The organism is Mameliella sp. AT18, assembly GCF_028807275.1.
Taxonomy (GTDB): Bacteria; Pseudomonadota; Alphaproteobacteria; order Rhodobacterales; family Rhodobacteraceae; genus Antarctobacter; species Antarctobacter albus.
This window is the reverse complement of the sequence record NZ_JARAMO010000035.1, coordinates 1-26699: the sequence shown is the minus strand read 5'-3', so window position 1 is coordinate 26699 and position 26699 is coordinate 1. Positions and strand designations below refer to the sequence as shown.

Genomic DNA, 26699 nt, shown 5'->3' with positions numbered 1-26699 from the left:
AGCAATGGCTCACATCACCAAGAGAGATCTCGGAGGGCAGATTGCCCGGCAGGGCATTCTCATCGCGTTCGTTCTGTTCATGGTCGGCTTTTCGCTTGCCAATGCGCGCTTTCTCGACCCCGACAACATCATGGGTGTCGTGCGGTCCTCGGCCATCCTGGGCGTCATGGCGCTGGGGGTGACCTTCGTGGTCATCAGCGGCAACCTCGACCTTTCTGTTGGGTCGATGATGTCCTTTTCGACCATCGTGGTGCTGGACCTGCACGACAAGATCGGCCCGACGCTGGCAATCCCGGCGATGTTCGCCATGACACTGTGCCTGGGAGCCTTCATCGGGTTTCTCGTGGGCTACCTGAAACTGAATTCCCTGATCGTCACGCTGGGGATGCTCTCGGCCATCCACGGGCTGACGCTGACCTATTCCGGCGGGCAGAACATGGACATCGCCGACAAGGAAGGCACCTGGTTCAGTGTCTTCGGCCAGGGAGAGATCATCGGCATCCCGGTGCCGATCCTCCTCTTTGCTCTGCTGGCCGCGGTGCTGGGAATCGGGCTGGCCAAGACCCCCTTCGGCCGCAAGGTCTATGCCGTGGGGGGCAACGGAACCGCGGCCACCTTCTCAGGCATTCCCCGTGCCCGGGTCGTCTTTACCTGCTACCTTGTCTCGGCCTTCTGTGTGGCCACCGCCGGGCTGATCCAGGCCAGCCGCTCGCTGGGGTCGCAGAACACCGTGGGGCAGGGGTTGGAACTGGAGGTGCTGGCGGCAGTCATCCTTGGCGGGGCCTCGTTGATGGGCGGGTCAGGGACGATCTTCAAGACGGTGATCGGCGTGCTGATCCTGGGGTTCATCCAGAACGGCCTGCTGCTGGTCGGGTTGCAGTTCTACGTCCAGTACGTCGTGACCTGGGTCATCATCATCCTGGCCGTCTGGCTGGACATCGCGGCCAAGCGCGGCCGCCTCTGGTCACCCATCGCCTGAGGAGGAAAGATCATGGAAGCAGGGACACTCAGCACCTTTCTGAAGCGTGGCGCCATCTGGGGCTTCATCCTTCTGGAACTGGTCTTTTTCACCGTGGCGGGCGAATTCCTGTCACTCAGCGAAAAGGCCTTCATGGATCTCGACAACATGCTGCTGCTGTTCAAGCAGTCGGCGCCGATCGGGATCATCGCGATGGGCATGACGATCATCATGGTCAACGGCAACATCGACCTGTCGGTTGGCGCCACCTACGCGCTCAGCGCCATTGTCCTGCTGGACAGCATGACATGGCCGATCTTCGGCGGCATGGGGGACTGGGCGATCCCGGTGGCCTGGCTGGCGGCGCTGGCCACCGGCACGCTGCTGGGTGCGCTGAACGGGCTGATCGTCTGGAAGACCGGGGTCGATGCCTTCATCGTCACCCTTGGCTCGATGCTGGGCTATCGCGGGTTGGTCTTCATGTACAACGGCGAGCAGCCCACCAGCCACCTGAACTGGACCCTGGTCGATTTCGCCGAAGCGCAGTTCCTGGGCATCCACACGGCCACCTGGTTCCTTCTGGCCGTGACGGCGGCGATCTGGTTCCTGATGAACCGGACGGTACATGGGCGCAACGCCTATGCCATCGGCGACAACCGAGAGGCGGCGGTCAATGCCGGGATCAAGGTGGGGCCGCACATGATGATCAACTTCATGATCATCGGCTTCCTGGCGGCGCTGTCGGCGGTCGTGTTCTATTCCGAAAGCGGTTCGGTCAATCCCAACGACGGTGAGCTCTACGAGCTCTGGGTTATCACGGCCGTGGTTCTTGGCGGCACCAAGCTGACCGGCGGGGCAGGGTCGATCGTGTCCACCTTTGGCGGGGTGCTGGCGATCCAGCTCTTGCGCAAGGGGCTGTCCCATATCGGCGCGGATACCGAGACCGTGAACCTCGTGATCGGCCTGATCCTGATCGCGGTCCTCTTCCTGGACCGGCAGCTGAACCTCAAGGGCAAAGAGGAGTTGAAGACATGAGCGTTGAAACCCCGGCCCTGCGCCTCGAGGGCATCGTCAAGACCTTCCCGGGCGTTCGGGCGCTGGACGGCGTGTCGTTTAGCGTGATGCCCGGCGAGGTACATGCCCTGATGGGCGAGAACGGCGCCGGCAAATCGACCCTGATGAAGGTGCTTGGCGGTATCCTTCAGCCCAACGAGGGGCGCATCTACATCGGTGAAGAACCCGCCGTGATGCGGACGCCGCTGGAGGCCAAGGCCAAGGGCATCGTCTTCATCCACCAGGAACTGAGCCTGGCCGAGGAATTGACCGTGGCCGAGAACATCTACCTGGGGGAACTGCCACGCAAGCGTTTCGGCCTGGTGGACTGGGCCACGCTGGAGCGCCGGACCAACGACATCCTGTCCAAGCTGAAGGTCACCTTCGACGCGCGGACCCGCGTCGGCGACCTGTCCATCGCCAACCAGCAGATGGTCGAGATCGCCCGCGCCCTGACGGTCGAGGCCAAGGCGGTGATCTTCGACGAACCGACCGCCTCGCTGACCGATGCGGAAAAGGTGGTTCTGTTCGACGTGATCGCCGACCTGCAGTCGCAGGGCGTGGGGATCATCTACATCTCGCACCGCATGGAAGAGATCTTCAAGATCACCGACCGGATCAGCGTTCTGCGCGACGGGCAGTATCGCGGCACGCTGGAAACGGCGCAGACCGACGAGGAAGAGGTCACGCAGTTGATGATCGGGCGCACGCTGGATCTCAGCCGCAATGTCAGCCACCACGCGCTTGGCGACGTCGCGCTGGAGGTGCGTGGCCTGACCTGCGGCGATCTTTACGCGGACGTGAGTTTCGAGGTCCGGCGGGGCGAGGTCCTTGGGTTCTACGGGCTGGTCGGCGCGGGCCGGACCGAAATCGCCGAGACCCTGTTCGGGCTGCGCGATCCCAGTGCCGGGACAATCCTGCTGGACGGTGAGGAAACCGTGATCCGTTCCCCGGTCGATGCCATCGCCAAGGGGATTTCACTGGTGCCCGAGGACCGCAAGGGACAGGGGCTGGTGCTGGGCATGAATTGCCGGGACAACATGACATTGCCGCAGGTCGACGATCTCAAGGCCGGGCCCTTTGTCGCCGAAGGGTCGGAAATCGCGATCTTCGATCAGTACCGGGACAAGCTGGACATCCGGACGCCGGGCTGGAAGCAGACCGTGGGCAACCTGTCCGGAGGCAACCAGCAGAAGATCGTGATCGGCAAATGGCTGTCGATGCATCCAAACGTGCTGATCGTGGATGAACCGACACGGGGGATCGACGTGGGTAGCAAGTCCGAGATCCACAACCTGATCCGCGAACTGGCGGCGCAGGGGTATGCGGTGATCGTCATATCTTCGGAAATGCCCGAGGTGCTGCACGTCAGCGACCGGATTGTCGCCATGTACTCGGGCCGGATCATGCGGACCTTCACCTCGGACGAGGTGACGGAAGACAACCTGATCCAGGCGATTTCCGGCATCGGGTCCGAAGGTCAGGTGGCCTGAGGGCCACCCGCTCACAGCCCGCAGGCGGCGCGCTCTTCCTCCGACAGGAGATCGCCAAGGGCCGCTGCCAGCGGGCGCAGATGCGCCCCGTAGCGACGCCAGCGGGCAACCGACGTGCCATAGACCGGTTCGCGGACCTGCGCCACGGAAGCGGTGTTGACCTGCCGCGACGAGCTGGTGTGATCCAGAACCTCTGGTGACCAGTCCAGTCCGAGGAAGTCCAGCACCTCCCGCGCCATGCCTTCGGGATCGGCCACCAGTGCCTCGTAGGACACTTCGCGGACGCGATCGGGCAACACGGCGGCCCAGTGCTTGGCGTTCAGGTCGAATTGACGGTAGGCCTCTGCCAGGTCCGCGAGGTCGGTCGAGACCGGCTGGTTGGTACCGAAGTTCTGGACCCAGTTCGACAGCAGGCAATCCAGCGGGTGCCGCCGCATCAGCAGGAATCTTGCCTCGGGCAGCGCCAGTGCCAACAGGCCGACATAGAGCTGATTTCCCGGCAACTTGTCCGTCACGCGGGAGCGGCGCAGGCCCTCGCGGTGCAGGAAGGCCTGGTATTCCTCACCCAGGCTGGTGAAATCGTCATCCTGCAGGCTGTCGTCCGGTTCGCGTTCCTCCAGCACGGCGCGCACGCGCGGACTGGACTGGAAAGACCGTTGCGCGGCCAGCATCTCTCCTCCGGCTTGCACCTCCGGGTGGCGGGACAGCATCTGTTCCATCAGCGTCGTGCCGGAGCGGGGCATCCCGCAAACAAAGATCGGGGCGACACCGCGCAGCCCGGCGTTCTTGTGGCGGTCCAGCAGAGCGGGGGTCACAAGGCCGCGCATCCGCACCGCACGTTCGGTATGGGGGCGGCTGTCATAAGGGTGGGCCCTGCGGGTCAGGCGGTTGCCCTCGGCGTAATGCGCAAAGGCGGTGCCATGTTCTCCAAGGTCGTCAAATCCCTTGCCCAGGGCGAATTCCAGCGTGGCCCGTGCCTCGTCGGCCAGGCTGTCGGCCTGTTCGGCGAGTTTCAGCAGGTTCGTCCATTCGGGGCTGTCCGCGCGGGTCTTGCGCAGGTGCACCAGCCGCGCCAGGGCAGACAGCGCCATGCCCGGCAGAGCGGCGGCAGTCATCAGCGCATCGGCGGCCTTGTCCATGCGGCCCGAGGCAGCGAGGATATTGCCAAGGTGCAGCCAGGCCTCTCCGGTGCGCGGCCCCAGTTCGATGGCGCGTCTTGCATGGTGCTCTGCGGTTTCGTGGCGCTCACGGCGATAGAGCGCTGCCGCGAGGTTCACATGCACCGCGATGGCGTTGGGATCGACGGCAAGCGCCCGAAACAGCGCATCCACCGAATGCTGGATGTTGCCGGTGCGCAGGTAGGCCTGCGCAAGGTTCAGATGCAGGTCCAGCACCGAGCCGTCCAGCGCGATGGCGCGTTCCAGGCGGGGGATCGCGCGGGCATAGTCCTTGGCCAGAACAAGCGCCGCACCAAGATTTGCCTGGGCAAGGGCATAGTTCGGCGCCGCTTCGACGGCGGCCTCGAACTGTTCGCGGGCCTCTTCCATGCGGCCTGCCTGGGCCAGCAAGGTCCCCAGGTCGACCAGGGCCACCGCGTCGTCAGGTTGATGTGCAACCACGTCTTGCAACAGTGCCATCCCCGCTTCGGGGTCTCCGGATTGCGCGAGGTTCAGGGCCTTGAGATGGATCAGCCGGGGATGGCCCGGGTATTGCTCCAGCAGCGCGTCCAGTGCCGTGCCGGCCTCGGTGTAGCGCCCGGCGTTCTGGTGTCGGGTGATGCGGGCCAGTTCGGCGTTGACGGCCTCCAGGGCGGCGGCATCGGTGGGCGCTGCGGTCCGGGTCATGGGGCGGTTGGGCTTTCTGTCAGGGGCGGGGCAAGGAAAAACGGCCCGGGGAGATCACTCCGCGGGCCGTCGGTCACGTCGTCGCAAGCCGGGCTTGTCCCGGTCGGCTCAGGCAGCGCGGGAGGCCAGGCCAAGTGCCTCGGCGCGCCTGGCCAGGGCATCGCGGATCGCCGGCGGCAAGTGGCGCGCGGCCGAAATGCGCGGCGCGGCCATTTCCGGGATCGCCGGCGCCTCGGCCCGCTCGGTGCCGTTGACAAAGCCTTCGCGGCCTATGAAGTCGACATAGCTTTCCGCCGCACAGCCCTCTGCCAGCAGCAGTTCATGCGTACCGGTTTCGACGTGGAAATAGGTGAAGCCGCCGGACGGCATCTGCGCTTCGCGCGTGATGCTGCTGCCGTTGATGAGCGCCGAAGCATTCACCAGGTAGCCGTCGATGCCGATGGCGTGATCGGGCGACACCAGCAGGTCGCGGGCCGGCACGTTTTCGGCCAGGGCACCGGCGCGGATGCGGATCGGGTTGACCTTGGACGGGTTGGACAGCGTGGTCTCGACCGGCTGTTCGCCCAGCCATTGCACGGTGCTGATCCCGCCCCCGGCGGTCAGCACGCGGTCACCCGCACGCAGATCCTGAACCGCTTTTTCGCCCTCGGGGGTCGCGATCCGCGTGCCTTCGAGGAAACAAAGCAGGTTGGCGGTCAGGTTGTCGATGGTGATTGTGTTGGTGCCGGGGTTGCTGGCGGTGAAGCGGATTTGGGAATAGACCGCCCCGCTGTCCGGAACGGTGATGACCTGACCAGAGGTCGTCGCGTTGGTGACGACGTAGTTGCTGCCGGGCAGGAGCGCGTTGCCATTGTTCGGATCGACCGCGACGAAGGTGATGTTCCAGGTCCCGGACAGGTAGGTGCCGATCGTGAACTGGAGCCCGTTGCCCGAGAAATACTGGTTCGGCTCCGTCCCCGCGATGTTCAGCGTAAAGGCACCGCCCGTGGTGAAATCGGAGATACTCAGCTGCTCGATCGTGTCGGGAGAGTAGGCCACGGTTTCCGTGCCCGGGTTCCCAGCCGCCGAACTGAGGACAAAGGTGATCCCTTCCTCGTCGAAGGTGATGCTGGGGGTTGCCCCGTTCGAGTTGACTAACGCGCCGCCGTCATTGAAATCGAATACCGCCATCAGATCCACCTTCTGTTTCGAGCAACAATCTAAAAGAGATTATATGGTCTTCCGCTCGCGTATTCTTATGCGGTTCGGGGGCGCTTGAAAAGCCCCCACAAGGTTGCAAGAACAGGAGAGCATTCGCCTTTGACCCCGGAGCCGCCCCGATATGGACATTGCCACGCTGACGCCTGAGAGTTTCGAGCCGTTGATCGGAGAGCCGGTCACGGTGACAACCCCGGAAGGTCCGATGGAACTGCGCATCACGCGGATCGATCCCAAGGGCGATGCCCCCGAGGAGGGGATGCGCGCGCCATTCACGCTGACGCTTGTCGGGCCTGTCACCCCGATCCTGGAACAGGGGGCCTGGCCGATGGCATTGCCCGGTCTCGGAGAGACGGCCCTCTTCATGTCTCCTTTTGCGCAGGTCGGGGACGAGACCCGCTACGAGATCAACTTCAGCTAGGGTCCGGTCTGCGGGGTCCAGCGCATCTCGAGATGCGCTCCGAGGTCGTCGACGGGAACAAAACCCAACCGGTCATAAAGGACCCGCGCGCGGGCGTTCCCGTGTTCGACGCTCAGTCTCAGGGGCAGGTCGGCGGTTCGGGCTTCCTGCTGTAGATTGCGCAGGAGGTCGCTGCCGATGCCCTGGCCACGGAAGTCGATCAGCAGAGACAGGTCGATGGTGCGGATTTCGTCCGTCCCGCGCAAAACCCGAATCTGCCCGACGGGCCTGTCCTGATGCAGGATGATGTCCCAGTCGTGACCGGGAAAGGCCCGTGCATAGGACTGACCCTGTGCGTCGAACTGCATTTCCAGCATCTGGGTCTGAGCCTCAGGCGGCAAGGGCAGGGCGGCCAGGTCTTCCCTCGTCTCCGCGTAGAGAGCCAGTAGGAAAGCCCGGTCCGCGTCGCGGACCGGGCGCAATCGCGGACTTTGCGTGTCCACGTTCAGTTCAGCACAATCTCGATGTCGGCGCCGCCCGAACGGCGCGGCACAGCCGTCATGTAGAGATCGGCGGCGCCCATGCGCGGGTGCCAGACCCGGTGCAGCCCGTCGCCATCGGCCACCAGCGGCGCGCTGTCCGGGCTGTCGAAGACAACCGTCACGCTTTCACGGCGCGGCAGATGTCTTGGGCGGTCCATGCCCGAGCGACCTGCTTCGACGGCCTTGAGCCGCAACACCAGGTTGCCGTGCTGGGGCGTGGAGATCCGGAACCTGTCACCGACCAGCGGCATCAGTTCTTCGGCGGTGGCGTCGTGCCAGCGTGGCGGGCGCAGCGCGCCGGTGGTCGCTGCCGCCGGTGCGCCGTTCAGCGCCTCGGGTCCGGCGGCCTCTCCGCGTGCAAATGCGGCCCCCGGCAGGGCGGCCAGCCCCGCAAGTGCCGCCTTGCCCGCAAGCACGGCCCGGCGCGACACTGTCAACAGAACACTCATGGCGTTCTCCTTTCTGTTCTGGCGGGCTTAGCTGCGCGAGGGGAAGATGCCCACCAGCGCGATGATGTAGTTGATCGCAAGATAGGGGTTCATGATGTTGAACGGTTGTTGGCCACCGTTGTTCTGTACCGTGACGTTCACGGAGGCCGCATCCATGACGACATCTTCGGACGGGGAGTTGGGCCGGAAGATGTTCGTGCCCGCGGCCAGGATGTTGCCCGACGGATCGGGAACCGATCCGTTGCGGCTCTCGGCCCGCATCTGCGCCGTAGCGGCGTGGTTGTGCGACGGCATGTTCGTTATGTTCAGCGTCCGGGTTTCGGCGCCGCCCTTCTGGCCCTCGCGATAGTCGGAAAGCCCGGGGCCGTGACGCGGTCCGATCGGCATCCGGCCGCGGAGGTCGGGCAAGGCGAAGGTCGTGCGGCCATCACCGCCGTAGATCGTGCCCAGGATTGAAAAAAGCGCGCTGTACTGGCTGATGGGCATAAGCTGCCCGTCGCAAAACGCCCAGCCGCGCGGAGCGAAGTTACCCGCGAAAATCGTGACCTGTCCGAGGAATGGGTCTGCCATGAGATATGTCCCTGTTTTTCGATGGTGATTATAATTGGTTGAAACATTAGGGGCTAACGCAACCCTGTGTAAAGCTTTAACACAACTATGCGTTTTGTCACCGGTCCTGGTCACACGTATTGTTTCGCTTGTGGCCCCGATGGTCGCTCGTTCTCGCTTGCGCGATTTGGCAAGTGCCGGCCAGGGCACTGGCGGCCAACCGACGCTCCGCCCCTTGCCCGGGGGCGGGCAAGGGGGAAACGACATGTTCATACGTTCAGGACCTCGGTCGAGCCGACCGTCTGGTTGGTCTCTATGGCAGGTGCGTGTTTCGTGCCGAAACACGGGCCAAGGTCGTCGTCGGGGCGGTTATGCCTTCCCGGTTACTGCTTGACGGCCGGCTCTCGCTGCAAAAACGCCTTCAAACCCCAGATGGCGACGCCTGCAAGGACCCCCCAGAATGCGCCGCTGATCCCCAACATCGACATGCCGCTGCCAGCGATCAGGAAGGTCAGGGCAGGGGCCTCCAGCTGGTCCGCGCGGGAAAACGCGGCGGTTGTCGCGGCAACAAAGGCGGGTATCAGCGCCAGACCGGCAACGGCGGTGATGACCTCTGTCGGCGCAATGCTGGCCATCGCGGTGACACCTGTCGCGGCAAAGGCGAGCGCGACATAGCAGACACCCGAGATAATGGCCGCCCAGTAACGGCCGGACGGGTCGCGCCCGGCGTCCTCTCCGGCCATCATCGAGGCGGTGATCGCCGACATGTTGACCGGGATCGCGCCGAAAGGGGCGATGAGCAGGCTGACGATGCCGGTGCTGCGCAGCAGGAAGGGGCGGTTGACGCCATAGCCGTTCAGTTCGAGCACCGCGAAGCCCGGAATATTCTGCCCCGCCATCGTGATCAGGTAGAGCGGCAAGGCCACAGAGATTGCCGAGAGCGGGGAAAAGCTGGGCGGCACGATATCGAGCACCGGGCCCCAGGTGATCGCAGACGCGTCGGGATGTGCTGACGGGTCGACCCCCAGGAACAGCACCAGGACAAAGGCCGCCACCGCAAGCGGCATCGCGGCCAGGCGATTCCAGGCCAGGCCCACGACCCAGGCCACGACGATGGGCAGGACCAGCAGAGGCAGGTTCCCGAGCGCAAGCGCCGGCGCAAGACAGAGCTTCAGCAGGACCCCCGCCAGCAGCGCGCTTGCAATCGGCTTGGGGATTGCCGCGACGGCGCGCCCCAGGCCGGGGATGACCCCTGTCAGGACGATCAGCAGGGCGCAGATGATCAGGGCACCTACCGCCTCGCCGAACCCTCCGGCCAGCATCGCCGTTGCCGCAAGAAAGGCGGCGCCGGGTGTCGACCAGGCAACCGCGGCGGGGGTGCGCGTGACGATGGGCAGCCAGATACTGCAGATCCCCATGCCGATGGTCGCAAAGAACAGGCCGGTCGCGGCCTGGGTCTCCGAGGCGCCCATTGCCGTCAGCCCGGCCAGAACGATCGCAAAGGAGGCGGCGTAGCCGACGAAGGTGGCCAACACCCCCATGTTGAGCGCCGAAAACGAAAAATCCTTGATCATGAAAGGGTCCACTGCTGCCTGACTCGCGCTCCCTACTTGACCGAGGATGGCGCGAACCTCCAGATCAGACATCTTCGGAACGCAGGGCGGTTCACCGCGAAAATCGTCCCCGTGACAGCGACGGCGACCCTGCCGTGCGCAGGGACATGACTGCCGGCCGGTTTCCGCGACGGGGCGGCGAAGGTTCTGGACAGTGATGGTTTTCCATGTCACGAGTTGCGGCGATGGTGCTGCGTTCGGGTCAACCCCGGAGCGGCTGAAAAGGGAACACGGTGCGAGAGACCTCTCTCAATTCCGTGACTGCCCCCGCAACTGTAAGCGGTGAGCAACCCGTCAATCCACTGGATCGACTGCGATCCGGGAAGGGACGGCGCGCTTTGATCCGCGAGTCAGGAGACCTGCCATCAATTGATCGCAACCAATCGGGCGGCGGGCCCGAGGAGGACAAGATGACAGTTCCACAGTGCCCGGTCCCGTGCGCTTGCCTGTTTCCTCTGAACGAGGGCTGGGCATGGACGCATATGTATTCCTGATTTCAGCGAGTTACGTCAGCGCCACCCGGTTCCGCAAGCTGGCCGATGCTCTGGTTCAGGAAGCCCCGTGCCATGCGGTCGCCCTGCGTCTCGAAGGCGAGGGGCAGAACCTCTGGCGGGTGCTGGACGCCCTGGCCGCCGAGGGCGCCAACCGGATTCAGCTGCGGCCCATCGGCTTGCCGTTTTCACAAAGCCTGGAACGGTGGCTGCCCGGGGCGGCGGCAAGCTGGTTGCACAAGCGCGGCGAAGCGGCGCCCGAGCTGTTTTTTGCGCGCCCGGCAGAGGAAGACGCCGGCTTGGTGCGGAATGCCGCGCGGGCGCGGGTCCCGGCATCGCGCATCGCCCCTTTGCCGGACGGCGAGTTGGGCAAGGGCTGGGATGCGCCGCCGGAGTTTCGCCATCACCTGCTGGTCTGTGCCGGTCCGCGTTGCCACCTCAAGGACGCGCCTCATCTGGCCGATGTTCTCAAGGACGAACTGCGCCGGGCGGGCGTCAGCGCCGACTGCCTCGTGACGACGACCGGTTGCCTGTTTCCCTGCAACGCCGGCCCGGTGATCGTGCACTACCCCGAAGGCCATTGGTACCGGGTGACCGACGTGGCCGATGTCCGCGCGGTCGTCACCAAGGCGATCGGCGCCGGCGCACTCCCCCGACATCTTTTGATTCACAGGACCGGAGATACCCATGAACCCGTTTAAACTCAGTTTCGTCCTTGCAATGGCCGCCGGAGCTGCTGTGGCGGACCCGGTGACTGTCGAAAGCTGCGGCGCGTCCTTTACCTATGACGCGCCCCCCAGCCGGGCGATCACGCTCAACCAGCAGGCCACCGAGGTCATGCTGGCGCTTGGCCTGCAGGATCGGATAGTCGGAACCGCCTACATGGACGACGCCATCCCCGAGCAATGGCGAGCGGCCTATGACAGCGTGCCCGTGCTGGCAGAGAAATACCCCGCCGCCGAGGTCGTCCTTGCGCAAGAGCCTGACTTCCTGTTCGCGGGATTCGGGTCCGCCTTTTCCGAGGACAACCTGGGTGCCGCGCAAAAGTGGCATGACCTTGGGGTGGGCACCTACCTGGCCGATGCCTCCTGCAAGGATGCGCATCCGAAGGACGTTCCCCTGACACAGGCCCCGATCCTGCGCGACATCGAGGTGATCGGTGACATCTTTGGCGTGGCGGACCGTGCCGACGCGCTGATCGCCGAAACCCGGGCGCGCATCGACGCGGTTCAGAATGACCCGGCGGGCGGCGGTCGGACCGCGTTCATCTATGACAGCGGGACGGATACGCCCTATTCCATCGGCTGTTGCGGCGGCCCGGCGCTGCTGGCCCGTACCGCCGGCCTGCACAGCATCAGTTCCGAGGTTCAGGGCACCTGGATCGACCTTTCGTGGGAACGCGTCGTCGCCGCCGATCCCGAGGTGATCCTGCTGATCGAGGCGGATTGGTCCACCGCTGCGGACAAACGGGCCTACCTGGAAAACGATCCGGTACTGGCAGAGCTGTCGGCGGTCAGGAACGGTCGCTACGTGGTCGTGCCCTTCTCGGAGACCCTGCTTGGCATGCGCTTCGCCGATGGGGTCGAGCGTGTGAATGCGCAGCTCAAGGCATTGGACTAAGTGCCCGCCCGATTTCCGATCCTGTTGGTCGCGACCCTTGGGGGGCTGCTGTTCGTGGCCCTGGCCGGTGTCCTTTGGGGCACGGCCCAGATCTCCTGGGCCGACCGGTTTGCCATCCTGATGCGGGATGAGACCGCCCCGCGCGGACTGTCCCTGATCGTCTGGCAGTGGCGAATCCCTCGCGTCCTGGCGGTGGGGCTGATCGGGGCCGGGCTGGCCCTGGCAGGGGCGTTGATGCAGACGGCCCTGCGCAATCCGATGGCGGACCCTTACTTGATGGGGCTGTCGTCGGGCGCCTCGGCCGCTGCGGTGGCGGCGATCATCTGGCTGCCCACGGGCATGACCGACCGGCTTGGCGTGCCGCTCATCGCCTTTCTCGGGGCGGCGCTGGCTTTTGTCATGACCATTGGCCTGTCGCAGAGACGCGGCAGGATGCCCGACCCTCTGGTGGTGATCCTTGCAGGTGTCGCCGTGTCGCTGATGTTCCAGTCGCTGACGGCCTTTTTCCTCTATGTCGGTGATCCGCACGCCACCCGCAACGCGATGGGCTGGCTGATGGGGACGGCGGCGGGCACGCACTGGCATGAGGTGCCGATGCTGGGCCTGAGTCTTGTCGTGGTTGGGGCGGTCGCGCTGCGCAACGCAAACGCGCTGGACGCGACCCTGCTGGGCGAGGAACGGGCGCAGGCGCTTGGGTTTCGCATCGGCCGCATCCGGTTGTTGATCTTCGTGGCGACGGTGCTCTTGACCGGGCTGGCGGTATCGGTGGCGGGCATCGTCGGTTTCGTGGGCCTGATCGTGCCGCATATGGCGCGGCTGCTGACCGGTGCCCGGCACCGGGTGCTGCTGCCCCTGACGATGGCCCTTGGCGCGGTGGTCCTGATCGCCGTCGATCTGCTGTGCCGGGTGCTTCTGGCGCCCGAGGAACTGCCGCTTGGGGTGTTGCTGGCGCTGTTCGCGGCACCGCCCTTCATCCTTATCCTGCGGGGGATCCGTCGTGTTGCATGACCCTGTTTGCCGGGATGCTGCCCTTTGCATCCGGAACCTCAGCGTCTCTGTCGAGGGCAGGGGCGTTGTACAGGACGCATCCCTGAGCGTGCCCAAAGGGGAAATCCACGGCTTGCTGGGACCGAACGGCGCCGGCAAGACAACGCTATTACGCACGCTCTACCGGGCCACGCGGCCAGCTTCGGGGCGGATTGAGGCCTTTGGCAGGGAGATGGACTGCCATAGCCACGTGGAATGGGCGCAGGTGCTGGGCGCCCTTGTGCAAAGCGCGGGGTTGCTGGCGGGATTGACGCCCCGGGACATCGTGGAAATCGGGCTTGAGGCGAAAGGCCTGGGACGGGGCGAAATCCGGAGGCGCCTCGACGAGGCGCTGGGGATCGTCGGCTTGACCGACAAGGCGGACCAATCCGCCGAGCGGCTGTCCGGCGGAGAGCTGCAGCGCTGCTACTTTGCCCAGCTCCTGGCCTGCGATCCGCAGGTCTACGTGCTGGACGAACCGACCAATCACCTGGACCTGCACTATCAGCTGGTGCTGCTGGACGAGGTCCGGCGCCGGGGGCGGACCGTGCTGATGTGCCTGCATGACCTGACGCTTGCGATGCGCTATTGCCACAAGGTCTACCTGATGCAGTCCGGCAGGATCGTGGCCAGCGGAGCGCCTGCGACCCTGTTGAGCCGCGACATGCTCATGACCCACTACAGGGTGGATGCTCAGTTTCGCGGCACGTCGCTGGACGTCACCGGGCCGGTCTGACCCTTCGGCGGGACCAGAGGGCGGGCAAACCGCTTTGCCCGTCCACGGTATCTTGCCAGTCCGGGCCCTTGTCCGCGATCACGACAGACGCGCGACCTGCACCAGGGCAGAATGGGCGCTGCATCCCTGTCCAAGGCGGGAGGTGCCCACATCCAGCGTCAGCACATTGGGGTTGCCGTCAGGGTCGATGTTGCCGCCCGGGGCCCCGAACCATGCCCCTGTCGGCAGGGCCACGACCCCCGGATTGATGTCGCTTGATACAGACGCCCGGGCGCGGCACGCGCCGCGTGCGTTGAAGACCCGCAGCAGATCGCCCGTGGTGATCTCGCGTGCCGCGGCATCGTCCGGATGGATGACCAGTGTTTCGGGGCGGGCACCCTCGACATCGGCAAGCGCGGCTTCAAGCTGGCTGTGAAGCTTGTCCCCCGGTTGGGGCGAAACCAGGTGCAGGGGTGCCGCCGTGCTGGCGGTGCCCAGCCATTCCGTTGGCGGCAACCAGACCGGGTGACCGGGACAATCGTCGTATCCGAAACTGTCGATTGTTGCCGAGAAAATCTCGATCCGGCCAGACGGAGTGCCCAGGCGGAACGCATCGGGATCTTCGCGGAACGGGGCAAAGAACGTGCGGTTCGGTCCCTCGGCCTTGATTGGCAGCTTTATCCAGTTGCGCTCTCGCAGCGCGTCCAGATCAGGCACGTCGATACCAACATTCGCCGCCGCGTCCCGGTACTCGGCGTAGAGCGTTGCGATCCAGTCATCGGCGCTGCGGCCTTCGGTGAACTGGTGGCCCACGCCGCAGCGCTCTGCAAGCCCGCTGAATATGTCGTAATCGTCGCGCGCTTGGCCTACGGGCGGGATCAGCCGTGGCATGTGGAACAGATAGTCGTCCATATTGGTGCGGCCGATGTCCTCGCGTTCGTAGGGGGTGGTGGCGGGAAAGACGATGTCGGCGCGTTTGGCGGTCGCTGTCCACCAGGGTTCGTTCACGATGATTGTCTCGGGCCGCTGCCAGGCCTCGTGCAGGGCGTTGAGATCCTGGTGGTGATGGTAGGGATTGCCGCCCGCCCAGTAAACCAGGCGGATGTCGGGATAGGTCTTGCGTTGCCCGTTGAAATCATAGGGGCGCCCGGGATTGCGAAGCATGTCGCCGATGCGCGCCACCGGGATTGTGTCCTCGACCGGGTTCGACAGTTGCGGGAAGGTCATGCCGCGCAGCCCAAGGAGCGACTTGCCAACGCCGCCAATCGCCCCGTAGCCATAGCCCACGCCACCGCCCGGCAGGCCGATCTGGCCCAGCATTGCGGCCAGGACAACAGACATCCAGTAGGGCTGTTCGCCATGTTCGGCGCGCTGCAGCGACCATGCCACGGTGATCAGCGTCCGGGTCGAAGCCATGCGCCGCGCGAGCGCCCGGATCGTGTCGGCGCCCACGCCGCACAGGGGCGCCGCCCAGTCCGGGGTCTTGGGCACACCGTCCGTATCGCCCATCAGGTAGGGCCGGAACCGTTCGTAACCGACCGTATGGCTGGCCAGGAAGGCACGATCGACAAGCCCCTCTTCCTCGAGCACATGGGCCAACGCCAGCATCAGCGCGGTGTCCGATCCGGGCCGGACGGGCAGCCATTCGCAGCCTTCGGGCGCATCGGTGCGTTGCGGTCCTATGTTGATGCAACGCGTGCCTCTGGTCGCCAACCGATCGAACCAGCCGGCGGTCTCGTGCTCGGTGATGCCGCCCATGCTGACTTGCGAATTCTTCGGGTTGATCCCGCCGAACATCACCAGGGTCTCGGTGTTGTCGTGGATCGTCTGCCATCCGTCCTGATGCTCATAGAGCAACTGCAGGAAATTCACGCCCAGCACATGCGGCATGATGGATTGCGCACATCCGGTCGAGTAGCTGCCAAAGGAGGCGACATATCCGCCGATGCAATTCAGAAACCTGTGCACCTGGCTTTGGGCGTGGTGAAAGCGTCCGGCCGATCCCCAACCGTAGGAGCCACCGAAAATCGACTCGTTTCCGTGTTGGTGGCGGACGCGGTCGATCTCTGCTGCCGCGATGTCCAGCGCTTCATCCCAGGGGAGTTCGACAAACTCCTGCGCGCCCCGTCCACCGCGTTCCCGCGCCTCCAGCCAGCCACGCCGGATCGAGGGGCGGGCGACGCGAGTCTTGTGATGGACCGCGGCCGGGAGGCTGTCGGGGATTCGCGAGGGATGCGGATCCTGGGAGAACGGCCGGGTCGCAACGATCCGGTCACCTTCCACGTCGACCTCGAAGGCACCCCAATGGCTGGAGGTTACCTTTGTCGATGGCGCGGTTTTGTCGGCCATTTGCCTTCTCCATATTGGTGCCGGGTCCTCGACCGCCCGGAAAGTACAGACTGATACGGGCGAAGATTCCCGGCATCCTGCCACATTCACAGGGCCGCCTGTACCCGCTCCGGAATGCCTTTGGCGAGACCGGCGGGCGCAAAAGGGTCACCTATCCTCCATGACCGCCGGCAATTCGCGGCGCAGAAAGTCGGCGAGGGCGTCGACCTGAGGCGGGTTGCCCCGGCGTTCGTGCATCAGCAGGCTGATCTCGGGCAGTCCGGCGACCCAGTCCGGCAAGAGGCGGCACAACCGACCCGCCGCGACTTCCTCGGCGCAGACATAGGCGGGCAGGGCCACCACCCCCAGCCCCGCCGCGGCGGCCTCCTTCAGGCTGACCATGTCATCGCTGCGCATCCGCGCCGCGAAGGGAACAGAGGCACTGCTGCCGCCAGGCCCCTGCAGCGACCAGCTGCTGCCCCCGGGCCGCCAGCCAAGCGCCAGACCGGGCTGGCCTTCGAGGTCCGTCGGTGATGCCCCGCGTCCGAGCTGCTGCGCAAGGCCCGGGGAGCCGAACAGGTGCCAGGGGACGTCCGCGATGCGCCGTTGGATCAACCCGGAGTCCGGCAGCAACCTGACATGTCCCCGAATGGCCAGGTCGATGCCATCGCCGATCATGTCCGCAAAGTCGTTCGAGGCCTGTAGCCGCAGGACGACACGCGGGTTCTCGTCAAGGAAACGCGGCAGGATGCGGCTAAGCGCGAATTGCGCGACGCCAACCGAACTGGACAGGGTGACGGTGCCCTCCAACGCATCCTTGTCCTTGCGGACCGCTGCCTCGGCGGCGAGCATGCATTCCAGCGCCATCCTAGCATGACGGTAGTAGGCCTCGCCCGCCTCCGTCAGGGACATCTGCCGCGAGTCCCGGTTCAGAAGCCGCGTGCCCAGCGTTTCTTCGAGGCTCTTGACCTGCCGGCTGATCCGCGACTTGGGAATGCCCAAGGTCCGCGCCGCTGCCGAGAACCCCTGTTTCTCAACGACTTGCACCAGGTAGTAGGCTTGATTGAGGTCCATCATCCGGCCTTTTTGATCACGGCTTTCGTTCCAAATACAGAACGAAGGGTTCCAAGATCAACGGATTTTCGGACGTTCGTTCCGAAAGTAGGTTCATGTTCAGCAAAGGAGGCGAATATGACCCTGCAACACAGACTTCAATCCCAAGAACCGGGCACCGCGATCATCGCGGTCCAGCACGGGGAGAAGATGACCCGGGGCGAGGGCTTCGAGGCGCTCAGCTTCATCCACCGCCAGCTTGACGGGCTGATGGACCCGCTGATCATGGTCGACCACTTCACCATGACCGCACCGACCTTCGCGCCCCATGCCCATGCCGGGCTTTCGGCGGTCAGCGTGCTCTTCGAGGACAGCACCGGCAGCTTTCGCAACCGGGATTCGCTGGGCAACGACATCGACCTGGCCCCGGGCGATCTATACTGGCTGAAGGCCGCCCGCGGTGCCGTACACGACGAGGCGCCCACGCCGGGGTCGCGTACCCACGCCCTGCAGATCTTCGTCAACCTGCCGTCGGCGCAGAAGCTGGACGCACCCGATGCGCGCCATGTCGCCGCCACGGAGATGCCGGTGATCGAAGGCCCCGGCCATCGGGTGCGGGTGATGACCGGCCAAAGCAACGGCGTGGTCGGGGCCACCCCGCCCGCCTTGCCCTTCACCATTCTCGATATCGCCCTGCGGGCGGGCGGCAGTTTCACCCATCGCGCCGATCCCGGAGAGGCCGCCTGGCTGCATGTTATCAGTGGCGAGGTCGAGGCGGAGCTTGACGGGGTCCGCCACCGGCTGAGCAGCGACACGGCGCTGGCCATCCACGGCGCCGAGGAGATCCACTTGCTCAGCGGTGAAGGCGGACAGGCCGTGTTGCTTGGCGGAACACCCCTGCGCGAACCCTTCGTGCAAAAGGGTCCGTTCGCGATGCGCGATGCCGATCAGCTGGCACAGGTGATCGCCGCCCATGAGGCCGGTGAACTGGGCTCCATCGACTGAAGCGCAGCGGCCTGTGGAATCACAAACACCACACAACACCCTCAGATAAAAGGAAAATGTAATGACTTATGCCAATCCAGAACCGATGACACAGGACAACACGGCCCTCGTTCTGGTGGATCACCAGGTCGGCCTGATGACCGGCGTCCGCGACTACTCGGTCGCCGAGCTCAAGCACAACGTCGTCGGGCTGGCCAAGGCTGCCAAGGCCCTGGGCCTGCCGATTGTTACCACCACGACCTCTGCGGAGATGCTTTGGGGCCCGGCCTTCCCCGAGCTGGTCGCCGCGCTGCCGGGCCATGAGTTCATCGACCGCACCTCGGTCAATGCCTGGGATGATCCGCGCGTGGCCGCGGCGATCGAGGCGACCGGGCGGCAGAACCTCATCTTTGCCGGCGTCTCGCTGGAGGTCTGCGCGGCTTTCCCGGCGATGACAGCGCAGCGCAAGGGCTACAATGCCTATGTCGCAATGGATGCCTCGGGGACGTTCAGCCAGACCAAGCGCGAGACCGGGCTGCTGCGCCTGTCGCAGGCCGGTGTGGTCGTCGCCGACGGGGCAAGCCTGATGGTCGAGATCCTCGCCGACAATGCCCGTCCGGTTGCAGCCGAGGTCTACGGCGCGCTCGACATGGACTGGGCAATGCTGGTCGGCCAGGTGCGCAGAAGTGTCGTGTCCACCGACAAGGCCGCCTGACCTCTGCCAAGGCCGTTGGCCGTTCCCGGCAGGCCGTCCGGGGCGGCACCCTCCCGCGCTGAAAATGCCGGGCGGGCGCCGCTTCGACATGACAAAATCCACGCAATACTCTGACATAGAAGGAAAACCATCCATGAAAATCATCGCATTTGGTGCCAGCACCAGCAAGAAATCCATCAACAAGGCCCTGGCGCAGTTCACCGCAACACTGGTCCCGGGGGCCGAGATCGAGGTCCTGGACCTGCGGGACTACGATCTGCCGATCTTCAGTACGGATCTCGAGCAGGAAATCGGTCTGCCCCCGGCGGCGCGGGCGTTCTTCGACAAGATCGGGTCCGCCGAGGGGGTCATCGTCTCCTTCGCGGAACACAACGGATCCTATTCCGCCGCCTACAAGAACCTCTTCGACTGGGCGAGCCGCATCGATCAGAAAGTGTACCAGGACAAGCCGGCGGTTTTCCTGTCGACCTCGCCGGGTCCCGGCGGTGCGGGCAGTGTGCTGGCGTCCGCGAAAGGGTCTGCCGGGTTCTTCGGGGCAGACCTGCGCGCGGCCGTTTCGGTGCCCAGTTTTCATGACGTCTTTGATGCCGCGACCGGGCACATCACCGAGAAGGACGCCCTGAAAGACCTGACCGCCGCAGCCGAGGCGCTGGCCCTGCAGGAGGTCGCTTGAAAAGATGTATCGTCAGCGCCTTCAACGCCTTTCAGGCTCTCTGGTCATGTCGACCTTCATGTCCGCCGCGCTATCGGGCGTGTTCAGCCTGCTGGAATTCGGACTCTCGATCCAGTGGCTGCAGGTTTGGGGGCAAAGCATCCTGATCGCCTTGCCGATCGCGTTCTCGCTGGACATGGTGTTCGGAGACAAGCTGCGCTTTCTGTCGGGCAAACTGGCGGATAAGGCAGCAAGTGTTTGGCCGTGACGCATGAAGGCCGGAAGGGTCAGGCAACCCTTCCGGCCTGGCGTTCCTGCGGCCCGCGCGCCTCTCCACTCAATGCCATCGGCCGGAAAAGTTCAGGTGGGCTGCAGGACCACAGATACCAGGGTTGCCTCTCCGGTGAGATGTGTCTCCGCCGGAATGTCCCTCACAAGGGTCATCGCGCTGATCGAGGTGCTTGGGGACGTGGCAATTGCACAGTCACCGGCCACACAGAATATCGCGCTTGGGGAGCTTCCCGTCCTGGCGCCGCCGTTCAGCCGCATGACCGAGACCTGCGCCGCAAGACGCGCAGGGTCGAAGAACAGGTTCAGATAGCGGACTGGGCCGTTCACCAGACGCCCTTCGATTTGCCGGTCTCCGTCGATGCGGCTCGGGACGAGCGGCGCAATCTCGCGCCAATTGTCCGCGCCAGCTTCCGTGATCCTGGTGCCCTGGCCTTCGATCACGGTGCTGATCCGCGTAAGGCCGGGAAAGACCGAATACGGGCCATCGCGTTCGACGATGGCCGTACTCAGACGCCAGAGCAGGGCGCCGTCGCGGGTTTCCGCGCAAATCTCGGAGGTGGTGCCACCTCCGTTGCGCCATGCCATTTCGGTCCAGTGGTCGGGACCGATGAGCTGTAGAGCCTGGCTCATGTGGCGGGCCCGAAACTCTCGTCGTAGAACCGGAGCCAGTTCCCACCGATGACACCAGAGATGTCCTCGTCCGAAAAACCGACGCGGCGCAGGCCCGTCTCGAGGTTGGCAAAGTCCCGATTGTCCCGGAACCACTCCGGTTGCGGCGGGAAGCCGGCAGCAGAGGCAGATCCTTCGCCATAGTCCATTTCGCGGGTCCAGCGGCCCACGCGCATCCATTCCACCACACTGTCCGGTTGATCCTGGCACAGGTCGCTGCCAATCCCGATGTGTTCAGGACCCATGAGGTCCGCGGTGCGCGCCACCATTTTGCAGAAATCGTCGAGCGTGCAGTCGCTGCCACCCTTCAGGTGATGGGGGTAGAGTGAAAAGCCCAGCATGCCGCCACTTTGCGCCAGCGCCCGCAGCACATCGTCGGACTTGTTGCGCTTGGCGGGATGCCATGCCGAGGGGTTGGCATGGGTGATCGCGATGGGGCGGTCCGAAATCTCGATCGCTTCCAGCGTCGAACGGTCGGCGGAATGCGACATGTCCACCACCAGTCCGGTCCGGTTCATTTCCTTGATGACCTGCCGGCCCATCCGGGTGATGCCGGGGTCGTCAGCCTCGTAACAGCCCGTCGCCAGCAGTGATTGGTTGTTGTAACTGAGCTGCATGAAACGCACCCCCAGGTCGTGCAGGATCTCGACCAGGCCGATGTCGGCCTCGATGGGGGCAGGGGTCTGAAGGCCAAGGAAAATCGCCGTGCGCCCCGTTTCCCGGGCCCGACGCACGTCATCCCCGGTGCGTCCCTTGAAAATCAGGTCGCTGTGACGCTGAAAGCGCAGGTTCCAGTCCGCGATGTTCGCGGCGGTGGCGCGGAAATCCTCGTGGTAGGCAATGGTGACATGCACTGCGTCCAGGCCGCCCTCGCGCATCTGGTCAAAGATTTTCGGAGACCAATTGGCGTATTGGAGGCAGTCGATCCGGTAAGTCTGGGGCATGGAACTCTCTAGTCTGCAAAGGTCATGCAACTATGGCGCGCCAGAGTGACTTCAGTCACACTCAATTATCTGAACCCAACTTAAGAATCGTTGAAACTCTATGGCCATCAAGATCGAAATGCTTCGCTGTTTTGTCGCCGTCGCCGAGCATGGGAACCTGAATGATGCCGCGAACCGGTTGGGGCGTACGCCCTCGGCGGTGTCCATGTCGCTCAAGCAACTGACGGACCATCTGGGGGCGCCGCTGTTCGAAAGCGACCGCAAGAACCGTCTCACGACGCTGGGGCAGCTGGTCCTGACCGAGGCCCGTGCGGGGACGGCGCAATTCGACCGCTGCATCGATTCCATCGTGCAGATGACGCAGGCCCGCAGCGGTATCGTAAGGGTCGGCGCGGTTCCCTCGGTGACGACGGCGATCCTGCCGGACGTGGTGCAAACCTTCGTTCACGACCGCCCGGACGTGGTGATCCAGGTGCGGGACATGGATTCCGGCACGGTCCAGCGCGAGGTCGAGTTGGGGCGCATCGACATTGGCATAGGATCCTGCCGGGGGCCGACAGGTGCGCTGAGGCGGGTCGTCCTGTTCTCGGAACCCTTCGGAGTGATCTGCGCGGTCGATCATCCGCTTGCGGCCGCGAAGGCACCGCTGTCCTGGGAAGAATTGGCCAAGGTGCCTGTCATCTCGAACGCATCCGGCGACGTGATCGAAAACGCGGCCTTCCGGGCCATCGACGAGGCGGCAAACCTGCGCATCCGCAACACGGCCTCCGTTCTGGGCATGGTCAGGGCAGGGGTTGGCGTGACGGTCCTGCCGCGGCTCGCGATCGAGGGGCTGGGGCCGGGACTTGTCTTTGTCGCGCTGGCCGATCCGACAGCCCGCCGCCACGTCGAGATCATGACCCGCGCCCAGTCTGAAATGGTCCCGGTCGCCAGTGCCTTCGAGAAGGCAGTGATCGAGGGGATCGAGCGCGCCAAGCGCGAAGATCGGATCATTCCCAGCTGACTTCAGGAATCCTGAAGTTGAGGACATAAGTTTTTAATTGATTGAAGCGGCGCCTCCGCGTCTCCTGTGTCCAATACCTTCGGCCGCACGGGCGATCCCGTGCTTGTGATGATGGAGACCAAAATGACCGACACACTCACCCGCCGCAGATTGCTTGCCACGGCTGCCGCCGCGCTGCCTCTTGCCGCGATGCCGCGGCTGGCTGCTGCCCAGGCGCCGGATTTCCTGACCATCGGCGGCGGCCCTTCGGGCGGCGTCTTTGGCATCGTCGGCACCGGCGTGGCCGACATCCTGTCCCGGGTCTTTCCCTCGTCGATCATCGATGTCCAGCCCGGTGGCTCCGGCCCGAACCTCCTGCGGGTGCGGGATGGCAAGGCGGATCTTGGCATCACCTCGGCCAACAACGCCCTGGACGCATGGGAAGGCCGCGACCCGGCCACTCCGGACCGTCCGGTGCAGAACGCGCGCGGCCTGATGAACATCATGCAAAGTGCCATCCAGATCTGGGTGGATGCCGACAGCGACATTCGCTCGCTCGACGATCTGCGCGGCAAGCAGGTCAGCGCCGGTCAGCCGGGGCAGACCTCGTGGCTTGCCTTTGAAAACCTGCTGGCCGCAGCCGGCATGACCACCGACGACATCGAGGCTGACGGCGGCAAGCTGCACCCGCTCAGCTGGAGCGAGTCCCACGAGGCGCTGCGCAATGGCCAGCTGGACGCGGTCATGTGGCTGTCGCTCTGGCCGCATCCGACGGTGATGCAGAACGAAACCGTGCGCAAGATGCGGGCGCTGTCCTTCGACTCGGCGGTTCTGGACAAGTTCATGGCAGACAGCGGCGCCGGGTTCGAGCGCGTGACCCTGCCCGCAGGACTGTTCGAAGGGCAGGATGTGCCGGCCGAGACGGTGGGCACCAACACGATCCTTTTCGCCTCGGCGGACATGCCGGACGACACGGCCTATGCCATCGTCAAGCAGCTTTGGGAAAACCTCGATGATTTCAAGGCGGTGCACTCGCTTCTTGGGAATATCTCCAAGGAAACGGTGGGCCGCGGCATGATCATCCCGCTGCATCCCGGCGCCAAGGCCTATTTCGAAGAGATGGGCATCCCTTACTCTGAATCGTCGCTGGGAGCCTGACACATGACGGAGGTCGCGGCAGGTCCGGATCAGGGGAAAGGCTACAGGAACGGTGCGATCACCGTCCTGGCCCTGGTCATGATTGCATTTCACCTTGCCGCGGCCTCGCCGTTCTGGCTGGCGCCGAACCTGGTGTTGCGGGCCGCTCATGCCTTGATGGCGGTCATCGTGATCCTCTTGCTGATGCCCGCCGCCCGACACCGGGCGGGGGTCTTCGTCGATGTGGTCCTGGGGGGCTTGGCGGTGGTCTCGCTGGGCTACGCTGTCCTGTTCGAACCGTCGATCGTGGTCCGGCCTCCCTGGACACAGGACGCCACGCCGGTCGAAGTGTTCGTGGCGCTCAGCGCCCTGGTCGTCGTGCTGGAAGCGACGCGGCGCGCGCTTGGCATGGCCATCGTCTGGCTTTGCCTGATCTTCATCGCCTATGCCTTCGTCGGCCCGGACCTGAGGTTCGTGAGCTGGCTGCGTCCGCTGGCGCATGGCGGCGTCGGGTTGAGCGAATTCGTCGACCAGATGTACTTCAGCTTCGAGGGCATCTTCGGCACGGCCCTTGGCGTGTCGGCGGAATATATCTTTCTTTTCGTGATGTTCGGCGCCGTGCTTCAAGTTGCTGGTGGCGGTGATTTCTTCATCACCATCACGCGAGCCATGACCGGGCAGACGCGGGGTGGACCGGCCAAGATCGCCGTCGTGGCCAGCGGCCTCATGGGCATGATGTCCGGCAGTTCCGTGGCCAACGTGGCCACGACAGGTTCGCTGACCATCCCGATGATGCTCAAGCTGGGCTACCCTCGGCGGTTCGCTGGCGCGGTCGAGGCCATCGCCTCCACCGGGGGCCAGATCACGCCGCCGATCATGGGGGCCGCCGCCTTTCTCATGGCCGCGATCCTGGGCATTCCCTATCTCGAGGTGGTTGCCGCCGCGCTGTTGCCTGCGGTGCTGTTCTACGTCGCCTTGCTGCTGGCCGTGCACCTGGCCTCTCTCAAGCTGGACCTGAAGCCTCTGGCCAAGGCCGAGGCAGGGTCGACCCGCCGCGTGCTGGCCTCGGGCTGGACCTTCCTGATCCCGGTCGTCTTGTTGGTCACCCTGATGTTGCAGGGCTATTCGCCGGGATACAGCGCGTTTTTCGGGGTCCTGGCGGCGATTGTCGTGCCCTATTTGCGGCCCTCCACCTTTATCGGCTGGCGCCAGTTGGTTGCCGGTGTCCGCCTGGGGGTCGAAGGCGCGGCCGTGGTCGCCGTCGCCTGCGCCTCGGCCGGGATCATCGTCGGGATCGTCCAGATCTCGGGGCTTGGGTTCAAGTTCAGCTCGGTGGTGACAGGGTTTGCCGGCGGGTCGCTGGATGTTGCCCTGGTTCTGGCGATGATCGCGGCCTTCATCTTTGGCATGGGGATGCCGACGACAGCGGCCTATATCGTGCAGGCCACGCTGGTCGCGCCTGCCCTGACGAAACTGGGGGCCGATCCGCTGGCCGCGCATATGTTCGTCTTCTACTACGCCGTCCTTGGCCAGATCACGCCACCGCTGGCCGTGGCCGCCTATGCCGCGGCGCCGATAGCCGGTGAAAAGGCCAGCCGGGTCGGTTGGACCGCCTTCCTGATCGGCCTGCCGATCTACATCGTGCCGTTCATGTTCGTTTCGAACACGGTGCTCCTGACCCCCGAGGGGTCGCTGGACCTGATCTACACCCTGGGCCGCTCTGTCCTGGCGGTCGGCGCCCTCTCGGCGGTCGTGATCGGCTGGCTGTTCGGCGCGCGGCTGTCGCTCGTCGGGCGGGCAGGGCTGGTCGGCACGGCAATCCTGATGGTGCACCCGGGCGGATGGACATCACTCACGGGGCTAGTCCTGCTGGCCGGGGTCTATGGCCTCCAGCGTCGCAGCCTGCACATGAAAGAAAGCCTTTCCCAATGAGTCAAAACGTCGTTCTGCCTGACCCCATCGGGACCGAATACCAATACGTCATGGCCGCACGGCACGGTCGTGTCATCCTGCTGGCCAGCCAGATCCCGAAGACCGATCCCAGGACGATCCATGCGGCGGGCCGGTGCGGAGAAGCGATCGACATGGAGACCGCTTGCGAAAGTGCACGGCTCGCGGCCGGGCAGGTTCTGGCCTGGCTTGCAAAGGAGCGCCGACCCGACGAGGAGGTCGACCGCGTGCTGCGCTTGCAGGTCTATGTTGCCGTCGGGGATGACGGTTTCGACATCTCCACCGTGGCCGATGCCGCATCCGAGAGGATCATTGCCGCGCTGGGGCAGGCGGGACGGCACCCCAGGACGGTCCTGGGCGTCAGCCGCCTGCCACGAAATGCGCCGGTGATGCTGGAGGCGACGGTTGCCCTGAAAGCTGTCGAGCCGGGGGACAAGGCTCGGGGCCCATAGACACCGATCATGCTTGCCCGCAGGGACTGGCGCGGGAGGTGCCTCTAATTGCCCGCGCCCACCCAACAAAGCCGTCCGGTTCGGGGTCAAAGATCGTGCGGTATAATCGATAGACGTCGTTGGTCCATATCGTGATGTCTGGTGTCTTTCGAAGACCATCAGGGCCCAAGCGGTTTTGGAACGGTCTGCCGGCCCCTCCGAAAAGCAGCAACACTCCTTCGCGGGTCAAATCGGCAGACAGCCGATGGATCCCTGCGGAACCAGCGGTGTGAAAGATCCCGGCTCCGTCGCCAACCGGCAAGTCGAACCCGGCGCGCCCCTGTCGGGCAGCGACATCGTCACCAGATGCAAAATTACAGCATCCAGACTTGATCCGCGCGCACATGCCAGCGCGTCGGACGCGGTGCATGTTGCTTCACGCCGTTTTCAAGCGCAGATGGGATGACGGGCAGAGTGGCGGCCTCGGCCACGGACTTCCCAAATTTCACATCAATTATAAAATTGTTAGTGGCGGAGGGAATGGCTCGCACATTAATTCGGCTGTTTCGGCAGTTCGGATCGAGTCTAGGGTCAGGACCCATTGATTTGGTTG

27 protein-coding genes and 1 riboswitch are annotated in these 26699 nt (G+C 64.7%); of the genes, 16 read left to right on the top strand and 11 right to left on the bottom strand.

Annotated features, from left to right (window positions below):
• Positions 1 to 4: 4 nt before the first annotated feature.
• From PVW46_RS04530 to PVW46_RS04520, 3 genes are read left to right on the top strand one after another with little or no spacing between them, the layout of a single operon-like run.
• On the top strand, positions 5 to 979 hold the full coding sequence (locus PVW46_RS04530; RefSeq protein WP_043145107.1) for an ABC transporter permease: 975 nt from the start codon (positions 5 to 7) through the stop codon (positions 977 to 979).
• 12 nt (positions 980 to 991) lie between these two features.
• Positions 992 to 1993: an ABC transporter permease gene (locus PVW46_RS04525; protein WP_069210677.1), complete on the top strand. Its 1002-nt coding sequence runs from the start codon at positions 992 to 994 to the stop codon at positions 1991 to 1993.
• The gene (locus tag PVW46_RS04520; protein ID WP_043145104.1) at positions 1990 to 3504 is read left to right on the top strand and encodes a sugar ABC transporter ATP-binding protein; all 1515 of its coding nucleotides are present in this window, start codon (positions 1990 to 1992) and stop codon (positions 3502 to 3504) included. The genes PVW46_RS04525 and PVW46_RS04520 overlap by 4 nt, the downstream gene beginning before the upstream one ends.
• An 11-nt stretch (positions 3505 to 3515) precedes the next feature.
• Here PVW46_RS04520 and PVW46_RS04515 read toward each other — a convergent pair whose 3' ends face one another.
• The gene (locus PVW46_RS04515) at positions 3516 to 5348 is read right to left on the bottom strand and encodes a tetratricopeptide repeat-containing sulfotransferase family protein (protein ID WP_069210676.1); all 1833 of its coding nucleotides are present in this window, start codon (positions 5346 to 5348) and stop codon (positions 3516 to 3518) included.
• Positions 5349 to 5456: 108 nt separating this feature from the next.
• Positions 5457 to 6518, bottom strand: a complete 1062-nt coding sequence (locus tag PVW46_RS04510) for a Hint domain-containing protein (protein WP_069210675.1) — start codon at positions 6516 to 6518, stop codon at positions 5457 to 5459.
• A gap of 151 nt (positions 6519 to 6669) precedes the next feature.
• Between PVW46_RS04510 and PVW46_RS04505 the strand changes: the two genes are divergently transcribed.
• A complete protein-coding gene (locus PVW46_RS04505) occupies positions 6670 to 6966 on the top strand; it encodes a DUF6916 family protein (protein WP_069210674.1) in 297 nt (98 codons plus the stop codon).
• Here PVW46_RS04505 and PVW46_RS04500 read toward each other — a convergent pair.
• The 4 genes from PVW46_RS04500 to PVW46_RS04485 form a co-directional block, all read right to left on the bottom strand.
• Positions 6963 to 7448 carry a GNAT family N-acetyltransferase gene (locus tag PVW46_RS04500; protein ID WP_069210673.1) on the bottom strand — a complete coding sequence of 162 codons (486 nt, stop codon included), beginning with the start codon at positions 7446 to 7448 and terminating at the stop codon, positions 6963 to 6965. The two genes, PVW46_RS04505 and PVW46_RS04500, sit on opposite strands and share 4 nt — an antisense overlap.
• Positions 7449 to 7450: 2 nt before the next feature.
• Positions 7451 to 7936 carry a DUF6916 family protein gene (locus tag PVW46_RS04495; RefSeq protein ID WP_069210672.1) on the bottom strand — a complete coding sequence of 162 codons (486 nt, stop codon included), beginning with the start codon at positions 7934 to 7936 and terminating at the stop codon, positions 7451 to 7453.
• A gap of 27 nt (positions 7937 to 7963) precedes the next feature.
• The gene (locus PVW46_RS04490) at positions 7964 to 8506 is read right to left on the bottom strand and encodes a phage tail protein (protein WP_069210671.1); all 543 of its coding nucleotides are present in this window, start codon (positions 8504 to 8506) and stop codon (positions 7964 to 7966) included.
• 362 nt (positions 8507 to 8868) lie between these two features.
• Complete coding sequence (locus PVW46_RS04485; RefSeq protein ID WP_069210670.1) at positions 8869 to 10059, bottom strand: benzoate/H(+) symporter BenE family transporter; 1191 nt, start codon at positions 10057 to 10059, stop codon at positions 8869 to 8871.
• A 208-nt stretch (positions 10060 to 10267) separates the two neighbouring features.
• Positions 10268 to 10479: riboswitch (cobalamin riboswitch) on the top strand.
• A 91-nt stretch (positions 10480 to 10570) separates the two neighbouring features.
• Between PVW46_RS04485 and PVW46_RS04480 the strand changes: the two genes are divergently transcribed.
• The 4 genes from PVW46_RS04480 to PVW46_RS04465 are packed head-to-tail and all read left to right on the top strand — an operon-like array spanning position 10571 to position 13971.
• Complete coding sequence (locus PVW46_RS04480) at positions 10571 to 11290, top strand: (2Fe-2S) ferredoxin domain-containing protein (RefSeq protein ID WP_069210669.1); 720 nt, start codon at positions 10571 to 10573, stop codon at positions 11288 to 11290.
• Entirely contained in the window at positions 11277 to 12209 is a 933-nt protein-coding gene (locus PVW46_RS04475) for an ABC transporter substrate-binding protein (protein ID WP_069210668.1), read from the top strand. The genes PVW46_RS04480 and PVW46_RS04475 overlap by 14 nt, the downstream gene beginning before the upstream one ends.
• Positions 12210 to 13217, top strand: a complete 1008-nt coding sequence (locus PVW46_RS04470) for a FecCD family ABC transporter permease (protein ID WP_274574889.1) — start codon at positions 12210 to 12212, stop codon at positions 13215 to 13217.
• Positions 13207 to 13971, top strand: a complete 765-nt coding sequence (locus tag PVW46_RS04465) for an ABC transporter ATP-binding protein (protein ID WP_274574887.1) — start codon at positions 13207 to 13209, stop codon at positions 13969 to 13971. The genes PVW46_RS04470 and PVW46_RS04465 overlap by 11 nt, the downstream gene beginning before the upstream one ends.
• 78 nt (positions 13972 to 14049) lie before the next feature.
• Here PVW46_RS04465 and PVW46_RS04460 read toward each other — a convergent pair whose 3' ends face one another.
• On the bottom strand, positions 14050 to 16299 hold the full coding sequence (locus PVW46_RS04460; protein ID WP_069210667.1) for a molybdopterin-dependent oxidoreductase: 2250 nt from the start codon (positions 16297 to 16299) through the stop codon (positions 14050 to 14052).
• A gap of 147 nt (positions 16300 to 16446) precedes the next feature.
• On the bottom strand, positions 16447 to 17355 hold the full coding sequence (locus tag PVW46_RS04455) for a LysR substrate-binding domain-containing protein (protein ID WP_069210666.1): 909 nt from the start codon (positions 17353 to 17355) through the stop codon (positions 16447 to 16449).
• A gap of 114 nt (positions 17356 to 17469) precedes the next feature.
• Here PVW46_RS04455 and PVW46_RS04450 point away from each other — a divergent pair, with 114 nt between their 5' ends.
• The 4 genes from PVW46_RS04450 (at position 17470) to PVW46_RS04435 (ending at position 19950) form a co-directional block, all read left to right on the top strand.
• Positions 17470 to 18336 (top strand): pirin family protein, encoded by an 867-nt coding sequence (locus tag PVW46_RS04450; protein WP_069210665.1) that lies wholly within the window; start codon positions 17470 to 17472, stop codon positions 18334 to 18336.
• Between the two features lie 61 nt (positions 18337 to 18397).
• Positions 18398 to 19030: an isochorismatase family protein gene (locus PVW46_RS04445; protein ID WP_069210664.1), complete on the top strand. Its 633-nt coding sequence runs from the start codon at positions 18398 to 18400 to the stop codon at positions 19028 to 19030.
• 133 nt (positions 19031 to 19163) lie between these two features.
• Positions 19164 to 19703 carry an NADPH-dependent FMN reductase gene (locus PVW46_RS04440; RefSeq protein ID WP_069210663.1) on the top strand — a complete coding sequence of 180 codons (540 nt, stop codon included), beginning with the start codon at positions 19164 to 19166 and terminating at the stop codon, positions 19701 to 19703.
• 4 nt (positions 19704 to 19707) lie between these two features.
• Complete coding sequence (locus PVW46_RS04435) at positions 19708 to 19950, top strand: DUF2798 domain-containing protein (RefSeq protein ID WP_069210662.1); 243 nt, start codon at positions 19708 to 19710, stop codon at positions 19948 to 19950.
• Between the two features lie 92 nt (positions 19951 to 20042).
• Here PVW46_RS04435 and PVW46_RS04430 read toward each other — a convergent pair whose 3' ends face one another.
• Both PVW46_RS04430 and PVW46_RS04425 read right to left on the bottom strand, forming a co-directional pair.
• Positions 20043 to 20603, bottom strand: a complete 561-nt coding sequence (locus tag PVW46_RS04430) for a HutD/Ves family protein (protein WP_083242416.1) — start codon at positions 20601 to 20603, stop codon at positions 20043 to 20045.
• Positions 20600 to 21586, bottom strand: a complete 987-nt coding sequence (locus PVW46_RS04425) for a membrane dipeptidase (protein WP_069210660.1) — start codon at positions 21584 to 21586, stop codon at positions 20600 to 20602. The genes PVW46_RS04430 and PVW46_RS04425 overlap by 4 nt, the downstream gene beginning before the upstream one ends.
• A 100-nt stretch (positions 21587 to 21686) precedes the next feature.
• Between PVW46_RS04425 and PVW46_RS04420 the strand changes: the two genes are divergently transcribed.
• The 4 genes from PVW46_RS04420 (at position 21687) to PVW46_RS04405 (ending at position 26107) form a co-directional block, all read left to right on the top strand.
• Positions 21687 to 22589 carry a LysR family transcriptional regulator gene (locus PVW46_RS04420; protein WP_069210659.1) on the top strand — a complete coding sequence of 301 codons (903 nt, stop codon included), beginning with the start codon at positions 21687 to 21689 and terminating at the stop codon, positions 22587 to 22589.
• Between the two features lie 123 nt (positions 22590 to 22712).
• Positions 22713 to 23726 (top strand): TAXI family TRAP transporter solute-binding subunit, encoded by a 1014-nt coding sequence (locus PVW46_RS04415; RefSeq protein ID WP_157903762.1) that lies wholly within the window; start codon positions 22713 to 22715, stop codon positions 23724 to 23726.
• A gap of 3 nt (positions 23727 to 23729) precedes the next feature.
• Positions 23730 to 25637 carry a TRAP transporter permease gene (locus tag PVW46_RS04410; RefSeq protein WP_069210658.1) on the top strand — a complete coding sequence of 636 codons (1908 nt, stop codon included), beginning with the start codon at positions 23730 to 23732 and terminating at the stop codon, positions 25635 to 25637.
• On the top strand, positions 25634 to 26107 hold the full coding sequence (locus tag PVW46_RS04405) for a RidA family protein (RefSeq protein ID WP_052244739.1): 474 nt from the start codon (positions 25634 to 25636) through the stop codon (positions 26105 to 26107). The genes PVW46_RS04410 and PVW46_RS04405 overlap by 4 nt, the downstream gene beginning before the upstream one ends.
• A gap of 353 nt (positions 26108 to 26460) precedes the next feature.
• On the opposite strand, the gene PVW46_RS04400 is transcribed toward PVW46_RS04405, so the two are convergent.
• On the bottom strand, positions 26461 to 26699 hold a 239-nt coding region (locus tag PVW46_RS04400), incomplete at its 5' end, for a hypothetical protein (protein WP_274574863.1).

Excerpts from the sequence above, each read along its gene's own strand:
- PVW46_RS04485 (WP_069210670.1), bottom strand. The coding sequence starts at position 10,059 with ATGATCAAGGATTTTTCGTTTTCGGCGCTCAACATGGGGGTGTTGGCC.
- PVW46_RS04530 (WP_043145107.1), top strand. The coding sequence starts at position 5 with ATGGCTCACATCACCAAGAGAGATCTCGGAGGGCAGATTGCCCGGCAG.
- PVW46_RS04415 (WP_157903762.1), top strand. The coding sequence starts at position 22,713 with ATGACCGACACACTCACCCGCCGCAGATTGCTTGCCACGGCTGCCGCC.
- PVW46_RS04505 (WP_069210674.1), top strand. The coding sequence starts at position 6,670 with ATGGACATTGCCACGCTGACGCCTGAGAGTTTCGAGCCGTTGATCGGA.
- PVW46_RS04495 (WP_069210672.1), bottom strand. The coding sequence starts at position 7,936 with ATGAGTGTTCTGTTGACAGTGTCGCGCCGGGCCGTGCTTGCGGGCAAG.
- PVW46_RS04480 (WP_069210669.1), top strand. The coding sequence starts at position 10,571 with ATGGACGCATATGTATTCCTGATTTCAGCGAGTTACGTCAGCGCCACC.
- PVW46_RS04510 (WP_069210675.1), bottom strand. The coding sequence starts at position 6,518 with ATGGCGGTATTCGATTTCAATGACGGCGGCGCGTTAGTCAACTCGAAC.
- PVW46_RS04490 (WP_069210671.1), bottom strand. The coding sequence starts at position 8,506 with ATGGCAGACCCATTCCTCGGACAGGTCACGATTTTCGCGGGTAACTTC.
- PVW46_RS04440 (WP_069210663.1), top strand. The coding sequence starts at position 19,164 with ATGAAAATCATCGCATTTGGTGCCAGCACCAGCAAGAAATCCATCAAC.
- PVW46_RS04455 (WP_069210666.1), bottom strand. The coding sequence starts at position 17,355 with ATGATGGACCTCAATCAAGCCTACTACCTGGTGCAAGTCGTTGAGAAA.
- PVW46_RS04450 (WP_069210665.1), top strand. The coding sequence starts at position 17,470 with ATGACCCTGCAACACAGACTTCAATCCCAAGAACCGGGCACCGCGATC.
- PVW46_RS04445 (WP_069210664.1), top strand. The coding sequence starts at position 18,398 with ATGACTTATGCCAATCCAGAACCGATGACACAGGACAACACGGCCCTC.
- PVW46_RS04475 (WP_069210668.1), top strand. The coding sequence starts at position 11,277 with ATGAACCCGTTTAAACTCAGTTTCGTCCTTGCAATGGCCGCCGGAGCT.
- PVW46_RS04520 (WP_043145104.1), top strand. The coding sequence starts at position 1,990 with ATGAGCGTTGAAACCCCGGCCCTGCGCCTCGAGGGCATCGTCAAGACC.
- PVW46_RS04525 (WP_069210677.1), top strand. The coding sequence starts at position 992 with ATGGAAGCAGGGACACTCAGCACCTTTCTGAAGCGTGGCGCCATCTGG.
- PVW46_RS04435 (WP_069210662.1), top strand. The coding sequence starts at position 19,708 with ATGTATCGTCAGCGCCTTCAACGCCTTTCAGGCTCTCTGGTCATGTCG.
- PVW46_RS04430 (WP_083242416.1), bottom strand. The coding sequence starts at position 20,603 with ATGAGCCAGGCTCTACAGCTCATCGGTCCCGACCACTGGACCGAAATG.
- PVW46_RS04515 (WP_069210676.1), bottom strand. The coding sequence starts at position 5,348 with ATGACCCGGACCGCAGCGCCCACCGATGCCGCCGCCCTGGAGGCCGTC.
- PVW46_RS04420 (WP_069210659.1), top strand. The coding sequence starts at position 21,687 with ATGGCCATCAAGATCGAAATGCTTCGCTGTTTTGTCGCCGTCGCCGAG.
- PVW46_RS04405 (WP_052244739.1), top strand. The coding sequence starts at position 25,634 with ATGAGTCAAAACGTCGTTCTGCCTGACCCCATCGGGACCGAATACCAA.
- PVW46_RS04460 (WP_069210667.1), bottom strand. The coding sequence starts at position 16,299 with ATGGCCGACAAAACCGCGCCATCGACAAAGGTAACCTCCAGCCATTGG.
- PVW46_RS04425 (WP_069210660.1), bottom strand. The coding sequence starts at position 21,586 with ATGCCCCAGACTTACCGGATCGACTGCCTCCAATACGCCAATTGGTCT.
- PVW46_RS04410 (WP_069210658.1), top strand. The coding sequence starts at position 23,730 with ATGACGGAGGTCGCGGCAGGTCCGGATCAGGGGAAAGGCTACAGGAAC.